The following is a 13,715-nucleotide window of genomic DNA, read 5'->3' as shown; positions in this document are numbered from 1 at the left end:
CAAAGGGGAGGGCGGGCCGCAACGGCCCGCCCTCCCCTTTGTCTGTCGCCTCGTGTCAGCTCTTCGGGGCGTAGTCGATGCCGCTGATCTTCTCCAGCTTGCGGAGCTGGTGCAGCGCCTCCACGTAACGGAGGGTGCCGCTCTTGGAGCGCATCACCAGGGAGGTGGTCTTGATCATGTCCCCCTGGTACTGGACGCCCTTGAGGAACTCCCCGTCCGTGACCCCCGTGGCGGCGAAGAACACGTTGTCGCTGGAGACCAGGTCCTGAAGCGTGAGGACCTGGTTCAGGTCCATGCCCTTCTCCCGGCACAGGGCGGCCTCGTCCTCGTTGCGGGGCCAGAGCTTGCACTGCATGTTTCCCCCCACGCACTTGATGGCGCAGGCGGTGATGACCGCTTCGGGGGAACCGCCGACCCCCACCAGCAGGTCGATGCCGCTTTCCGCCTTGCAGGTCATGAGGGCTCCCGCCACGTCTCCGTCCCGGATCAGACGGATTCGGGCGCGGACGTTGCGGATGGAGCGGATCAGGTGTTCGTGGCGCGGCCGGTCCAGAACCACCACCGTCACGTCCTCCACCGCCTTGTGGCAAGCCTTGGCCACCCGGCGGATGTTCTCCTCCACCGGGGCTTCGATGTCGATGGCGTCGGCGGCCTGAGGGCCCGTGGCGATTTTGTCCATGTAGAAGATGTGCTGGGGGTTGTACATGGTCCCCTTCTCCGCCAGCGCCACCACGCTTACCGCGTTGGGCTGCCCCTCCGCGCACAACCTCGTGCCGTCGATGGGATCCACGGCGATGTCCACCTGGGGAGCGTCTCCCGTGCCCAGCTTTTCGCCGTTGAAGAGCATGGGGGCCTCGTCCTTCTCCCCCTCGCCGATCACCACCACCCCGTCCATGTGGATGGTGTTCAGCATGTACCTCATGGCGTTCACCGCAGCCCCATCCGCTCCGTTCTTGTCTCCTCGACCCATCCATCGCCCTGCGGCAATGGCTGCGGACTCGGTGGCCCGAACCAGCTCGAGGGCCATGTTGCGTTCCGGGACAGACACGTGCAGCACCTCCTTTGATTGTGCCGGGGAACTTCAACCCAGCTCGGGAAAACGGGAGAAGATCTCCCCGACATACCTCGTAAAGTGGTCCATCTGGAAGAGGGCTTCCAGGTCCTCCCGCCGGACACCCTGGAGACGCGGGTCCTCCCGCAGAAGTTCCAGGAGGGGTCTGCCCTCTTCCCAGCACCGGAGTGCCTGTTCCTGCACCAGGGCGTAGGCCGCTTCCCGGGAGATTCCCAGACGGTCGATGAGTTCCAGGAGCACCCGTCCGCTGAAGAGAAGGCCGTGGGTGAGGTCCAGGTTCCGGCTCATGCGTTCCCGGTCCACGGTCAGCCCGTCCAGGACCTTCTTCAGCGTGCGGAGCATGTAATGGCCCAGGTGGAAGGCGTCGGGCCAGAGGATGCGTTCCACGGAGGAGTGACTGATGTCCCGTTCGTGCCAGAGAGCGATGTTCTCCAGGGCCGTGCCCGCGTAGCCCCGCAGGAGGCGTGCCATGCCGCAGATCCGCTCGCAGAGGATGGGGTTCTTCTTGTGGGGCATGGCGGAGGAGCCCTTCTGGCCCTTGCCGAAGGGTTCCAGGGCCTCCAGGACCTCGGTGCGCTGGAGGTGGCGGATCTCCAGGGCCAGGCGCTCCAGGGAGCCGCCCATCACCGCGAGGGCACCCACCAGCGCCGCGTGGCGGTCCCGCTGGATGATCTGTGTGGATACAGGGTCCGCCCGAAGACCCAGTTCCTCGCAGACCCGGGCTTCGATGTGGGGGGGACAGTTACCGTAGGTGCCCACGGCCCCGGAGATCTTTCCCACCCGCATCTCCTCCGTCGCGGCGGCGATGCGGGCGTGGTCCCGCCCCAGCTCCGCGTAGTGGTTGAGGAGCTTCAGTCCGAAGGTGGTGGGTTCCGCATGGATGCCGTGGGTCCGCCCCGCGCAGGGGGTGAGGCGATGGGTCGATGCCAGCGCCCCGACGCTCCTGCGGAGGGACTGCAGCTCCTCCAGGAGCACATCTGCGGCCTGGCAGAGCTGTAGGGAGGAGGCGGTGTCGATGACGTCGCTGCTGGTGAGGCCCAGGTGCACGTATCGTCCCGCCTCGCCGATCTTCTCCGCCACGGAGCTGACGAAGGCGATCACGTCGTGCTGGGTCACCGCCTCGATCTCCCGGATGCGGGGGATGTCGAAGCCCGCCTTGGCCTCGATCTCCCCCAAGGCCTCCTGGGGGATGACCCCGTCCCGGGCCCAGGCCCGGCAGACCGCCAGCTCCACCTGAAGCCACAGGTCAAACCGCTTCTCCTCGGACCAGATCCGGCGCATCTCTTGGGTCTCATAGCGTTCGATCATGCCGACGGCTCCTTTCTCTGTTTCTCCGCTCTCTCGGCCCCTTCGGTCCGGAGAAGGCGTCTCCATTCACGCTGCAGGGCCCGCAGGAAGGGATCGTACAGGCCGCTTCGATAATCTGGAAAGGTGTAGGGAAAGGGGGTGAAACGGCCTCCCCGGCACGTCAGGGTGACCTCCCCGTAGATCCCGTCCCGGAGGTAGATCCGGTGGGCGTGGTTCTTTCGCGAGGCCAGGAGGAGTTTCGCCCCCTCCAGATACCCCGGGTCCACGTTGATCCTCCTCGGGTTGCCGCTTTCCCGTTCCAGGGCCTGGGCCTGAAGCTTCCAATCCGCCAGGTGCTCCTGAGGCCGAAGCCCCGGGAAGGCCCAGAAACGCCGCTCCAGCCGAGGAGCGATCTCCCCGTAGTAATCCGTCCAGGGGAAGGGGAACGGTCCCGCTTCCTCCTGGGGAGGTCCCCAGGTCCGGCGGATCCCCGCCCGGACCCAAGCCTCCCATTCGGGATCACTGGCCGGCAGCAGGACGCCGACGAGCAGTCTTCCTCTTGGTCCCACCGGGGGCAGCCTCCTCGGGCTTCTCCGGCTCCGGGCAAGGGATGTGGAGGTATCCCAGCAGGTCCCCCTCCCAGAGGCAGGAGATCACCTCTCCGTCCTGGGGCAGGTCGTCCTCCGGGGAGAACCGTCCCGTCCGGATGCCGTTCTGCCGCAGCCGTTCCACCAGGGAGTGTCCCACCGCCGCCCACCAGGCCAGTTCCTCTGCGGCGGTGCAGTCCGCGGTGATGTCCTCCAGAAGGACCACGTCCTCCGTCAGGGGGTGCAGCGCCAGGGTGCGCTCCTCCCCCCCCCGGGCGGGCAGGTGGCAGAGAAGGTCCTGCGACGAGAGGGCCCCGCGCACTTCCCGGGCCAGGGATTCCCCGTCGGGGAAATGGGCTTCCGCCGTTTCGTTCCGCTCCGCCCTGTCTTTCCGGAGACGGATCAGGGGCAGGGGGACACTCCACCATTCGGGGAGGTCCGAGGCGGTTCGGTGGGGTTGACGCAGCTCCTCCGCCATGAGGAGGGACAGGGTCTCCCCCTCCAGGAGCAAAAGGCGCTCCGGGGATCCCATATCCGGCAGCAGCTCCCCCCTTCGGTCCTCCAATCGGGCCAGGAGGTCACAAAGGCGCAGGGCACCGTCCCGTTCCATGGAGGAAATCAGTTCGTCCTTGTGAAGGGTCAGGATCCCCTGGGCGTTTCGATGCACCAGGCAATCCGCCCCGCTGCGGAACAGATGCCGCAGTACCTCCTGAAGGCGGGCTTCCAGGAGGGGCGATCCATCCACCTCAAGCATCCGAGGGGACCTCCTGTTTCAGAGAAAGCAGCCCCTCCACGAAGGAGTCCACGTCGAAGGAATCCAGGTCCTCCTCCTTTTCCCCCAGCCCCACGTATCGAACCGGAAGGGCCAGACGGGAGGCCAGGGAGAGGAGGATTCCCCCCCGGGCAGTGTGGTCGAATTTGGTGAGCACGAAGCCCGTCAGGGGGAAGGCGGCGTGGAAGGTCTCCGCCTGGACGAGGCCGTTCTGCCCCGTCACCGCGTCCAGCACCAGGAGAGTTTCGATGCAGGAGGGGTCCACCTCCCGGCGGGCCACCCGGTGGATCTTCGTCAGTTCCTCCATGAGGTTGTGCTTGGTGTGCAGGCGCCCCGCCGTGTCCACCACCACCACGCCCCGGCCGACGGACTTCACCGCCTGGAGGGCGTCAAACACCACCGCCGCCGCGTCGCTCCCCGGGGATTGGGCGATGACCCGGGTCCCCGTGCGCTCTCCCCAGATGCGGAGCTGGTCGATAGCCGCCGCCCGGAAGGTGTCCGCGGCGGCCAGCACCACCGTCTCCCCCCGTTTCCGGAAGGACGCGGCCAGCTTGGCGGCGGTGGTGGTCTTCCCGCTGCCGTTGACCCCCACGAGGAGGATCACCCCCAGGGGGCCGTCGAAAGAAAGGGGTTCCCCCATTTTGGGGACCCGCTGCAGGGTGTCCTTGATCTCCTGGGCGAAGTGCTGCTTCAGGTCCGAGGCCTTGCCCACCTTCTCCCTCTTGGCGAAGGAACGAAGGTCTTCCAGCAGGGACTCCGTCAGCTCCAGCCCCACGTCCCCCGCCAGGAGGTGTTCTTCCAGCTTCTCGAAGAACTCCTCGCTCACCGGGTCGTCGGAGAAGAGCCCCGCCACGCCGTACTCCCACCGGGACCGGATGTCCTTGACCTTATCCCAGAACCCCTTCCAGAGTCCCTTCATTGCCCTTCACCTCCGTCGCTGCCCCTCGGGGGAGTCCCCGCTTCCGCTCCCGGGGCTCCCTCCTTGGGGCGGTTGCTGCGGGAACGCCTGCGCCGCTTGCGGGAGGGTTTCTTCCCTTCCTCCCCCTGGGGCGGGGTGGAGCCCGTCCCCTCTTGCGGGCGCGGTTTCCCTTCGCCTTTCCCCTCTCCCGGTTGCCTCGGTTTGGGAGGGCGGGGAGGACGGGCTTCCTGAGAAGTCCCTTCCTGAAGCCCCGGGGTTGTCCCGACGGCCGCAAGCTCCTTGTTGCCCGAGGGGCGCTTGCGCTTTCTGCGGGAGCGCTTTTTCGACGGAGCCGCCGTCTCGTCCTGCCCCGGAGCGGCCCCGCCCGAACCTGCCGAAACAGGGGGTTGGGAGGGGGCCTCCGGCTGGGACGCCGCACCCTTGCGGGGGCGGGGGGAGTCGCCTTTCTCGAAACGCCGGGGGCGTCCCCCTTCCTCCCTGCGGCCGGGACGGGAAGATTCTCCGTTCTGCCGAGCCCCCTCCCCCTTCGGGGCCAGATCCCAGTCCTGACCTGCCAGCACCGCCTCCCGGAACTCCTGGAAGCGATCCACCGGCACGGTCCGGTCTCCCCCCATGGGGGCGCTGCAGCGCACCGAGCGGGTGCGCAGGTCCACCCCCTGGAGGACGTAGTTTCCCATGGGGGTCTTGATCTTGGAGCCCGGGTTGGGCAATCCGGACCAGAGTTCCCGGTAGACCGGATGTTCGTAGCTCATGCAGCACATGAGACGGCCGCAGATTCCGGAGATCTTCGTGGGGTTAAGGGCCAGGTTCTGCTCCTTCACCATGCGGATGCAGATGGGGGCGAACTGCTGGAGCCAGTAGCTGCAGCAGCAGGGGCGCCCGCAGGGAGACAGGCCGCGGATGATCTTCGCCTCGTCCCGGACCCCCACCTGGCGCATTTCGATCCGCGTGCGGTGTTCCTTGGCCAGATCCCGCACGAAGGCCCGAAAGTCCACCCGCTGCTCCGAGGTGAAGTAGAAGAACAGCTTTTTCCGGTCCACCAGGTACTCCACGTCGATGAGCTTCATGGAGAGCTGGTGTCCCTTGAGGATCTCCCGAGCGCGGAGGAGGATGGGCCCCTCCTCCGCTCGCAGCTCCTCCATGCGGTTCACCTCCTCCTCTCCCGCCACGGAGAGGAACTGGAGGTCGAAGGCTGCAGGCTCGGAGCTTTTGCCCTCCGAAGGATCCTGGTGGACCCGCATGGACCGGAGGGCCTTCTCCCGATCCGCCGTCAGGGTCCCCACCAGAACGGCCATTTCCTCCCCCCGGGGAGACTGGACCAGCAGCGTCTCCCCCCGGGGTATGTCCGCGTCGTCCGGCAGGGAGAGCATTCCCAGGTACCTAGGCTTCCCGAACAGGGCCAAAGAACGAATCAAGCTGCAATCCCTCCCCTAGGGTCAAGGCCACGAGATCCGTCGCCATGGAAGAGGCGAGAGGGATCCCGGACAGGATTTCCGAAAGATGGTTCAGCGTGTCCGCCTGGGAGTAGGCGCCCTTCTCCAGGCAGTACCTCGTCCAGGCCTGCAGCTCTTCCCGCAGGTCCGCCGAGGCGCTGCGGCGGTTCGACTCGGGGGCGCTGTGCCTTTCCAGGAAGGCGAGCCATGCTTCTTCCGAGTCAGGATAAGGCGCGGCGGGGATCTCCTCTGGGGCGGAGAAGAAAAACGGGGTGAGGCGGCTTCGAAGGGTGGGGATCAGGGCGTCCCGTTCCGCCAGGAGCAGGAGCCTTCCGTGTTCCGGCGGTTCCTCTGCCACCTTCAGGAGGCTGTTGGCTGCCGGCAGGGAGAGCCGGTCGGCGCAGAAGACCACTCCCAGGCGAAAGGATGCCGTCACCGGGGCCAGAGACAGGTCTCCCCCCAAGGGGCGGCACTGTTCGATGCCCGGGGGCTGGTCCGGAGTCCCGTAGCGGAGAAGGTCCGGATGAGCTGCCTCCCCTTCGGAGAAGGCCGCAACCGCCTCCTCACCCGCTAGCACCCTTGCCGCTACCCGTCCCAGAAAACTCTCCCAGTGGGTCGCGGGAAGAAAACACCCCAGGGTCTGAGGAAGGTTTTTCCCCGCGATCCTTCGGTCAAGGCGCGCCCAATCCGGACTGGCTTTCAGGAGAGCATCGAGATCAGGCATCCCTTGACCTCCTCCACCAGGTCCAGGAGGCGCGTCCTGTCGCCTTCCCTCCGGAGGATCTCCTCCATCTCCTCAAGGGCCGAATCGGTCCGCTGGATCAGGACGTAGAGGGTCCGTTCCGTTCTGCGCCAGCGAAAATCCCTTCGCACCCGAATGCCCTCCTGGGCCTTGCGAAGCAGCAGACGCACCAGCCCCCGATACCGGGCCATGAGGGAAAGGGAAGGATAGCGGGAAAGGCGGTCTCCCACCTGCTCCAGCTCTTCGATGAGCCGGACCGCCTCCATCTCCTCGAAGGTGCTCTGGAAGGCCGATTCCTGTCCCGCCGTGGTCGCCCCGGGAGATCCCTGTCTCCCCTTGGCATCCCCGGAGGCGGCGCCTGCGGCGTCGCTTCGCGGCTTCCTCGGCCCCTCTACCTTCATGGGAGGGTCCTCTCTTCCACGGCGCGGCACAATCGGGCGAACACCTGTTCTTCGTCTCCCCGGGCATCCACCACGGCGTACCGCTCCGGTTCCGCCTCCGCAAGGCACAGAAACCCCCGACGAACCCGTTCCAGGAAAGGTCTGCCCTCCCCTTCCAGACGGTCCGCTGCCCCTTCGCGCTGCTGAAGACGCCGCAGGGCATCCTCCACGGGGAGATCCAGAAGGAGGGTGCGGTGGGGCAGGGGGAAACGGCAGTCCCGGGAGAAGCGGCGCAGCGCCTCCAGGGGAAGACCTCGTCCGAAGCTCTGGTAGGCCAGGGTGGAATCGTGGTAGCGCTCGCACAGGACCTGCTCTCCCCTTGCGAGGGCGGGAAGGATTTCCCGCAGGACGTGCTCGCACCGATCCGCCAGAAACAGGAAGACCTCGCTCCAGGGGTGTTCCCACTGTCCCCGAAGGATCCGTTCGCGAAAGTCCGCTCCCCCCGGCCACCCTCCGGGCTCCCGGGTCCAGAGGACGGGGCGCCGAGGGTCACGCTCCCGCAGCCAGGAGGCCAGCCTCCCGGCCTGGGTGCTCTTTCCGCAACCGTCGATGCCCTCCAGCGTCAGGAAAAGGCCTTCCTTCGTCGTCTCCATCATTCCCTCGACTCTCTCCCGCCACAAAAAAGAACCCTTTCGCGCCGCTACCTGGCGCAAAAGGGGCAGAATGGCGGAGGCGTGTGGGAATCGAACCCACCGGAGCCGGCTGAACCGACTCCCACCGGGTTTGAAGCCCGGACGCAGCACCAGCCACGACTCGCCTCCGAAACTGCATGGGTGCCGCAGACATCCTACCCGTTTCTTCCATCCCTTTCAAGGCGTCCCGAGGAGACCGGGGGACTCTCCAGGAGGCGCGCCTTCCGGCGTACCCGCTGAAGGGCGTTGTCCACCTCTTTGCGGGGCCAACGAAGCAGACCCGCGGCTTTCGCCACGCTGCCCCCTTCCAGGTAGGCAGCCAGGACCACCGTCTCCTTTTCGGAGAGGCGGGTTCGGAGGCGCTCCAGGTCTCCTTCCCACTCCCACGTCCCCGGCGCGTCCTCCGAAGCGTTTCGTTCCACCTCCGGGGGGACCTCCCCGAACAGCAGAACCCGCCGCTCCCGGCGGTAGCGTCGCAGGACGGAGAGGAGGCGATTGCGCACGCAGGCTCCCAAAAACGGAGGCAGGGGGCCCCGTTCGGGAGAGAAGGCGTCCAGACCCTTCAGAATCGCCACGAGGCCTTCCTGGATCAGGTCCTCCCGGAAGGCCTCGTCCCCTCCGCAGAGCCTGCGGGCCCAGGAACGGACCAGCGGGAGGAAGGCGATCAGGTGGTTTTCCCTGTCCCGATCGCGCAGGGCCCCCGAGTCAGGGGAAAGAGGGTTCTCCCTTCGGCTCATCCCAGCCTGCGACGCACCCACCGGACCGGTTCCACGGGACGCGGGGAGATCACGAAGGTCCCCTCCAGGGCCCTCCGGGTCTCCTCCAGGCGCGCCTTGTCCCGGCCGTACAGGGTCGCCAGCGGTTCGCCCGGGGAAACGGGGTCCCCGATGTTCCTGTGGAGCCGGAGGGCCACCCCGGGATCCACCGTGTCCGTCTGGGTCAGGCGCCCCCCTCCCAGGCGACGCACCGCCTCTCCCAGCCTGCGGGTGGGGACGGAGGCCAGCCAGCCCTCTCCGACGGCCGCAAGGGAAAGGGAGTCCTCCGCCAGGGGCAACAGGGCCTCGGGGGCATCGGGCACCCTCGGATCGCCCCCCTGGGCCTCCAGGAGCTGGCGAAACTTCTCCAGGGCCTTCCCCTTCCCGATGCTTGCCGCGCAGAGCTTCTCCCCCTCCTCGGGGGTGGAAACGGCTCCCGCCAGGCAGAGCATCTCCCCTCCCAGGGCGAGGCACACCTCCCGGGTGGAGGCAGGCCCGCCTCCCTGAAGGATCGTCACGGCCTCCCGGACCTCCGCCGCGTTGCCCACCCACTGCCCCAGGGGCTGCTCCATGCTGGTGAGGAGGGCGCGGCTGGGGTGGCCCAGGGAACGCGAGAGGTCCACCAGGAGCCGGGCCAGCTGCTCCGCTTCTTCGAACCGCTCCATCAGGGCTCCGTTGCCCCACTTCACGTCGTAGACAAAGGATCGGGCACCTCCGGCGATCTTCTTGCTCACAATGCTGGTGGTGATGAGGTCCTTGGAGGGGACGGTCCCGGTCACGTCCCGCAGGGCGTAGAGCTTTCCCTCCGCGGGGGCCAGTTCCGCCGAATGGCCGCTCACGGCACAGCCGATGCGCTCCACCTGGCTGCGGAAGACGGACATCTCCAGGTGGGTCCTCATCCCCGGGATGGCCTCCAGCTTGTCCACCGTGCCTCCCGTAAAACCCAGGCCCCGGCCGCTGAGCTTGGCCACCGGAACCCCGCAGGAGGCCACCAGGGGGACCAGCACCAGGGTGGTCTTGTCTCCCACCCCTCCGGTGCTGTGTTTGTCCACGGAGGCCATGGAGGGGGGCAGCTCCATGCGTCGCCCCGAATCGGCCAGACATTCCGTGAGGCAGCGGCGCTCCTCCGAGGACAGCCCCCGCAGGAACGCCGCCATCAGCCACGCCGAAACTTGGTAGTCCTTCACCTTCCCCGTCTGGAGAGCTTCCACAAAGGCCTTCATCTCCCCGGGGGCGTGCTCTCCCCCGTCCCGCTTGGTCTCGATGAAGGGGAGGACGTCAAAGGACATGGCGCAGCTCCCGGAAAAAGGCCTTAAGGAGCGGTTCCAGCTGCCCCGAGGCTCTGCCCACTTCCTCCAGGACCTCCTCGTGGCTCAGGGGTTTCTGGTCTCCCATGCCCGCCGCGGGGTTGGCCACGCAGGACAGGGCGCAGACCCGCATGCCCATGTGGCGGGCCACGATGACCTCGGGCACCGTGGACATGCCCACCAGGGATGCCCCCAGGGTCCGGGCCATGCGGATCTCCGCGGGGGTCTCGAAGGAGGGGCCGGGGAAGGCCACGTAGACCCCCCGGCGCAGGGAGACCCCTGTCTGTTCGGAGGCCTTCTGGAGGACCGAGAGCAGTTCCCGGTCATAGGCCTCGGTCATGTCCGGGAAGCGAGGTCCCCAGGCGTCCTCATTGGGACCGATGAGGGGATTGGTCCCCAGGAGGTTGATGTGGTCCTCCAGGGTGACCCACTGCCCCGCTGGGTAGGTGGGATCGATGCCCCCTGCCGCGTTGGTGGCGAAGAGGACCCGGGCTCCCCACTCCCCCAGCACCCGGATGGGGAAGGTCACCTCCTCCAGGGAGTAGCCTTCGTAGTAGTGAACCCGCCCTTGAAGGACCGCGAGTCGCAGCCCCTCGAACTCCCCCAGGAGCAGCTTGCCCTGGTGTCCCGGGGCAGTGGAGCGAGGCCACCAGGGGATGTCCTCGTAGGGAACGCACTGAGGGCGCTGCAGGGAATCCACGAAACCTCCCAGGCCGGAACCCAGGACGAGGATCGCCTCCGGTCCGGACGTCCTGTGACGGCGCAGGCTCTCCAGCGCCTCTAGAACCTTTTCTCGAGGGGTCATCTTCTCTCTCCTCTCTCATGCCCGGGGATGTGCTCGATCGTACACATCCCGCAGCTCCTGGTCAAAGTGGGTGTATTTTTCGGTAGTCCCCAGCGAGGCGTGTCCCAACAGGCTCTGCAGGGTGCGGAGGTCCATGCCGTGCCGGAGCAGATGGGTGGCGAAGGAGTGGCGGAGGATGTGCGGGTGGAGGCGGCTGGAGGGGATGCCTGCCTGGACGCCCCGACGGCGCACGATGCGCCAGAGGTCCTCTCTTCGGAGGGGACGGCGGTTTCGGGAAAGGAGGAGGGCTTCCGGATCCCCCGGGGCTTCCCCCCGACCCGCCGCGAGATAGCGCTCCACCGCCTTGCGCACCTCCCCCAACAGGGGGACGATGCGGGTCTTGTTGCCCTTCCCCTGAACCCGGAGGGTTCCCCCGGTGAAGTCCACGTCGCGCAGTCGCAGGGAGCAGGCCTCGGAGGCTCTCAGGCCGCAGCCGTAGATCAGTTCGAAGAGGGCCCGGTCCCGCAGGTCCAGGGAGGCGCTGCCGTCACACGTTTCCAGCAGACGCCCCACTTCCCCCTCCGTCAGGATCTGAGGCAGGGGAGCGGGGCGGTCGGGAAGGGAGAGGGGTTCCCGCGATGCTGCGGGTTCCCCCTGTTCCTGAAGGAAGCGGAGAAAGGAACGAAGGCAGGCTGCCCGGCGCTGGACGCTGCTTGCAGCCAACCCCTGTCGCTGCAGTTCCCGCAGGAAGAGGGTCAGTTCGTTCTCCTCGGGAGGACAAGGGGGTTTTCCCCGGCGGGCGCAGAAATCCTCGAAATGGGTCAGGTCGGAGCGGTACGCCCGCAGGGTGTGTTCGCTGGCCCCTCGCTCCAGGGCAAGGTACGTCAGGAAGGATTCGAAGGGGAGGCAGAGGGACGTCCCCCCGGAAGGAGCGGCGGTCTTCAGCCTTCCCGGGTGCGGCACTGGCCGAGGTACCAGGAGAGCGCCAAAAGGGTCTTGCCGTCCACGAAGGCGCCGGAACGGATCATCTGCTCCAGATCCTGCACGGGGACGGCGACCGGGGCAATCCACTCGTCCTCGTCCCCTGGCAGGGGGGAAGGGGTCAGGTCCCGGGCCACGAACAGGTGGATGACCTCGTCGCTGAAGCCGGGAGAGGTGAAGAACCGCGGCCCCGTCTCCCAGCGGCGGGCGGCGAATCCCGTCTCCTCCTGAAGCTCCCGAGCGGCGGTCTCCTCCGGAGACTCCCCCTCCTCCACCAATCCTGCGGGAATCTCCCAGAGGACCTGGCGGGCAGGGTGACGGTACTGGCGGATCAGCAGGACCGTGCGCTCGTCCGGTAGGGGAAGCACCGCCGCCGCCGGGGCATGGGTCACCACTTCCCGATCCCGAGGCGCCCCGGAGGGCAGGCGCACCCGATCCACCGCCAGGGTCAGGATGCGTCCTCGGTAGAGGACCTTCCGTTCCTCGAAGGTCTCGATTCCCGGCGTTTCCCCGAGCTTGTGGATCATGACGTGGACTCCCCTTCCTCGTCAAATCCCTCCCCCTCCCGAAGGCGCCCCCCGTGAATCCAGTCCTGTGCCGACATGGGGGCTTTGCCCTCCGGCTGCACCGAGAGGAGGGCCAGCGCCCCGCTTCCGCAGAAGACCACCGGGGCCTTGGGGGCAAGATGGATTTGCCCGGGGAGAAGCGAAACGGGCAGCTCCTCGGGTGCCAGGGGGGTCGCGCGGAGGATCCGAAGCCGTTTGCCCCGATGAAGGGTCCAAGCCCCTGGTCTAGGAGAGAAGGCCCGGATGGCCCAGCCGATCTCACAAGCTGGGCGCCCCCAGGAAAGGCGGGTCTCGTGGGGAAGGATCTTCGGGGCTTGGGTGGCCTTCGATTCGTCCTGGGGGGTGGGGGAAGCGGGAGGATTCTGCAGGAAATCCCAGGCCAGGCGGGCGGACAGAGCCGCCAGGCGTTTGGAGAGGGTTTCCGCGTCGTCCTCGGAGTCCACGGTCAGGGTCTGCTGGGCGAAGACGGGACCTGCATCCATGCCCTCCACCAGGCGGAAGAGGGTGGTCCCCGTCGTCTGGTCGCCCCGGAGCAGGGAGCGCGGGATGGGAGCGGCGCCGCGCAGGTCCGGAAGGAGGGAGGGGTGAAGGTTCACACAGCCCTGAGGGGGGAGAGAGAGCAGGGGTTCGCGGATCACCCTGCCGCAGTCCACCACGAAGAGCACCTGGGGGAGGGACGCCCCGGGATCGCTCCCTTGGGGCTCGGAGCAAAGCCGCAAAGCCTCCTCCTCCGGCCGGGGGGAGGAGAACAGGGGCAGGTTTCCTTTCCTGGCGACCTCTTCCACGGGCAGCGGGTGCATCTTGAGGCCCCGGCCGGAGGGCTTCGGTGCGCCGCAGACCACCCAGAGGGGGGTCGCGCCCAGGCGAAGCAGTTCCTCCAGCCAAAGGGCTCCGAAGGGGCCGGAGCTGACCACAGCCCAGGAAGCGGGGATCGTCACGGCAGATCCGCCTCGCTCGCCGCTTTTCTGAGCTTGCGCTGGATGAACTGTCTCCGCAGGGGGGAAACGTGGTCGATCAGGAGGCGTCCGTTCAGGTGGTCGATCTCGTGCGAGAAGACCCGGGCCAGGAAATCCACGACCTCCCTCTCCACGGGCTCGCCCCGTTCGTTCTGGTAACGGAGGCGGATCCGGGTGGGTCGGAGCACGGGGACGAAGATCCCCGGGAAGCTGAGACATCCCTCTTCGGCGACCGTCTCGCCCTCCCGCTCCAGGATCTCCGGATTGGCCAGGACGAACTTCTGACCCTGCGCGTCCACCACCGTGACCTTCCGGGAGATGCCCACCTGAGGGGCCGCCAGCCCTACACCGTCCCGCAGGTACATGGTGTTCCAGAGGTCCTCCAGAAAAGACTGAAAGGACGGACCGAAGTCCGCCACCTTTTCCGTGGGAACACGGAGGACGGGATCGGGAAAGACGCAGATGTCCAATAGTTTTGCCAT

At 67.3% G+C, this 13,715-nt stretch carries 16 protein-coding genes and 1 tRNA gene; all 17 read right to left on the bottom strand.

Features of this window, described 5'->3' with window-relative positions:
* Positions 1-55: 55 nt before the first annotated feature.
* A complete protein-coding gene (gene glpX, locus APAU_RS06770; protein ID WP_006300976.1) occupies positions 56-1,048 on the bottom strand; it encodes a class II fructose-bisphosphatase in 993 nt (330 codons plus the stop codon).
* 33 nt (positions 1,049-1,081) lie between these two features.
* Entirely contained in the window at positions 1,082-2,380 is a 1,299-nt protein-coding gene (gene purB, locus APAU_RS06765) for an adenylosuccinate lyase (RefSeq protein WP_006300975.1), read from the bottom strand.
* Positions 2,377-2,928, bottom strand: a complete 552-nt coding sequence (locus tag APAU_RS06760) for a DUF4416 family protein (RefSeq protein ID WP_006300974.1) — start codon at positions 2,926-2,928, stop codon at positions 2,377-2,379. The genes purB and APAU_RS06760 overlap by 4 nt, the downstream gene beginning before the upstream one ends.
* Complete coding sequence (locus APAU_RS06755; protein ID WP_006300973.1) at positions 2,879-3,700, bottom strand: hypothetical protein; 822 nt, start codon at positions 3,698-3,700, stop codon at positions 2,879-2,881. Before APAU_RS06755 ends, APAU_RS06760 begins: the two co-directional genes overlap by 50 nt.
* A complete protein-coding gene (ftsY, locus tag APAU_RS06750; RefSeq protein ID WP_006300972.1) occupies positions 3,693-4,637 on the bottom strand; it encodes a signal recognition particle-docking protein FtsY in 945 nt (314 codons plus the stop codon). Before ftsY ends, APAU_RS06755 begins: the two co-directional genes overlap by 8 nt.
* Positions 4,634-6,052, bottom strand: a complete 1,419-nt coding sequence (locus tag APAU_RS06745) for a PSP1 domain-containing protein (protein WP_006300970.1) — start codon at positions 6,050-6,052, stop codon at positions 4,634-4,636. The genes ftsY and APAU_RS06745 overlap by 4 nt, the downstream gene beginning before the upstream one ends.
* Entirely contained in the window at positions 6,018-6,794 is a 777-nt protein-coding gene (locus APAU_RS06740; RefSeq protein ID WP_006300969.1) for a hypothetical protein, read from the bottom strand. The genes APAU_RS06745 and APAU_RS06740 overlap by 35 nt, the downstream gene beginning before the upstream one ends.
* Positions 6,770-7,213, bottom strand: coding sequence for a DUF327 family protein (locus APAU_RS06735; RefSeq protein ID WP_006300968.1), 444 nt, complete (start codon positions 7,211-7,213; stop codon positions 6,770-6,772). Before APAU_RS06735 ends, APAU_RS06740 begins: the two co-directional genes overlap by 25 nt.
* Positions 7,210-7,845: a dTMP kinase gene (gene tmk / locus APAU_RS06730; protein ID WP_006300967.1), complete on the bottom strand. Its 636-nt coding sequence runs from the start codon at positions 7,843-7,845 to the stop codon at positions 7,210-7,212. The genes APAU_RS06735 and tmk overlap by 4 nt, the downstream gene beginning before the upstream one ends.
* Before the next feature lie 71 nt (positions 7,846-7,916).
* Positions 7,917-8,013 (bottom strand) — tRNA-Sec (locus tag APAU_RS06725).
* Between the two features lie 26 nt (positions 8,014-8,039).
* Positions 8,040-8,621 (bottom strand): sigma-70 family RNA polymerase sigma factor, encoded by a 582-nt coding sequence (locus APAU_RS06720; protein WP_006300966.1) that lies wholly within the window; start codon positions 8,619-8,621, stop codon positions 8,040-8,042.
* On the bottom strand, positions 8,618-9,928 hold the full coding sequence (locus APAU_RS06715; RefSeq protein WP_006300965.1) for a thymidine phosphorylase: 1,311 nt from the start codon (positions 9,926-9,928) through the stop codon (positions 8,618-8,620). Before APAU_RS06715 ends, APAU_RS06720 begins: the two co-directional genes overlap by 4 nt.
* Complete coding sequence (locus APAU_RS06710) at positions 9,918-10,751, bottom strand: purine-nucleoside phosphorylase (RefSeq protein WP_006300964.1); 834 nt, start codon at positions 10,749-10,751, stop codon at positions 9,918-9,920. The genes APAU_RS06715 and APAU_RS06710 overlap by 11 nt, the downstream gene beginning before the upstream one ends.
* Positions 10,752-10,766: 15 nt before the next feature.
* The gene (gene xerA, locus APAU_RS06705) at positions 10,767-11,693 is read right to left on the bottom strand and encodes a site-specific tyrosine recombinase/integron integrase (RefSeq protein ID WP_006300963.1); all 927 of its coding nucleotides are present in this window, start codon (positions 11,691-11,693) and stop codon (positions 10,767-10,769) included.
* Positions 11,672-12,238 (bottom strand): NUDIX hydrolase, encoded by a 567-nt coding sequence (locus APAU_RS06700; RefSeq protein WP_006300962.1) that lies wholly within the window; start codon positions 12,236-12,238, stop codon positions 11,672-11,674. Before APAU_RS06700 ends, xerA begins: the two co-directional genes overlap by 22 nt.
* Positions 12,235-13,215 (bottom strand): methionyl-tRNA formyltransferase, encoded by a 981-nt coding sequence (locus APAU_RS06695; protein WP_006300961.1) that lies wholly within the window; start codon positions 13,213-13,215, stop codon positions 12,235-12,237. Before APAU_RS06695 ends, APAU_RS06700 begins: the two co-directional genes overlap by 4 nt.
* Positions 13,212-13,715, bottom strand: a complete 504-nt coding sequence (gene def, locus APAU_RS06690; protein WP_040345805.1) for a peptide deformylase — start codon at positions 13,713-13,715, stop codon at positions 13,212-13,214. Before def ends, APAU_RS06695 begins: the two co-directional genes overlap by 4 nt.

This window comes from Aminomonas paucivorans DSM 12260, from assembly GCF_000165795.1.
In the GTDB taxonomy this organism is placed as follows: Bacteria; Synergistota; Synergistia; order Synergistales; family Synergistaceae; genus Aminomonas; species Aminomonas paucivorans.
Note: the sequence above shows the minus strand (reverse complement) of the source record. Positions and strands in the feature narration are given on the sequence as shown.

Excerpts from the sequence above, each read along its gene's own strand:
- purB (WP_006300975.1), bottom strand. The coding sequence starts at position 2,380 with ATGATCGAACGCTATGAGACCCAAGAGATGCGCCGGATCTGGTCCGAG.
- APAU_RS06755 (WP_006300973.1), bottom strand. The coding sequence starts at position 3,700 with ATGCTTGAGGTGGATGGATCGCCCCTCCTGGAAGCCCGCCTTCAGGAG.
- ftsY (WP_006300972.1), bottom strand. The coding sequence starts at position 4,637 with ATGAAGGGACTCTGGAAGGGGTTCTGGGATAAGGTCAAGGACATCCGG.
- APAU_RS06740 (WP_006300969.1), bottom strand. The coding sequence starts at position 6,794 with ATGCCTGATCTCGATGCTCTCCTGAAAGCCAGTCCGGATTGGGCGCGC.
- APAU_RS06735 (WP_006300968.1), bottom strand. The coding sequence starts at position 7,213 with ATGAAGGTAGAGGGGCCGAGGAAGCCGCGAAGCGACGCCGCAGGCGCC.
- tmk (WP_006300967.1), bottom strand. The coding sequence starts at position 7,845 with ATGGAGACGACGAAGGAAGGCCTTTTCCTGACGCTGGAGGGCATCGAC.
- APAU_RS06720 (WP_006300966.1), bottom strand. The coding sequence starts at position 8,621 with ATGAGCCGAAGGGAGAACCCTCTTTCCCCTGACTCGGGGGCCCTGCGC.
- APAU_RS06715 (WP_006300965.1), bottom strand. The coding sequence starts at position 9,928 with ATGTCCTTTGACGTCCTCCCCTTCATCGAGACCAAGCGGGACGGGGGA.
- APAU_RS06710 (WP_006300964.1), bottom strand. The coding sequence starts at position 10,751 with ATGACCCCTCGAGAAAAGGTTCTAGAGGCGCTGGAGAGCCTGCGCCGT.
- APAU_RS06700 (WP_006300962.1), bottom strand. The coding sequence starts at position 12,238 with ATGATCCACAAGCTCGGGGAAACGCCGGGAATCGAGACCTTCGAGGAA.
- def (WP_040345805.1), bottom strand. The coding sequence starts at position 13,715 with ATGGCAAAACTATTGGACATCTGCGTCTTTCCCGATCCCGTCCTCCGT.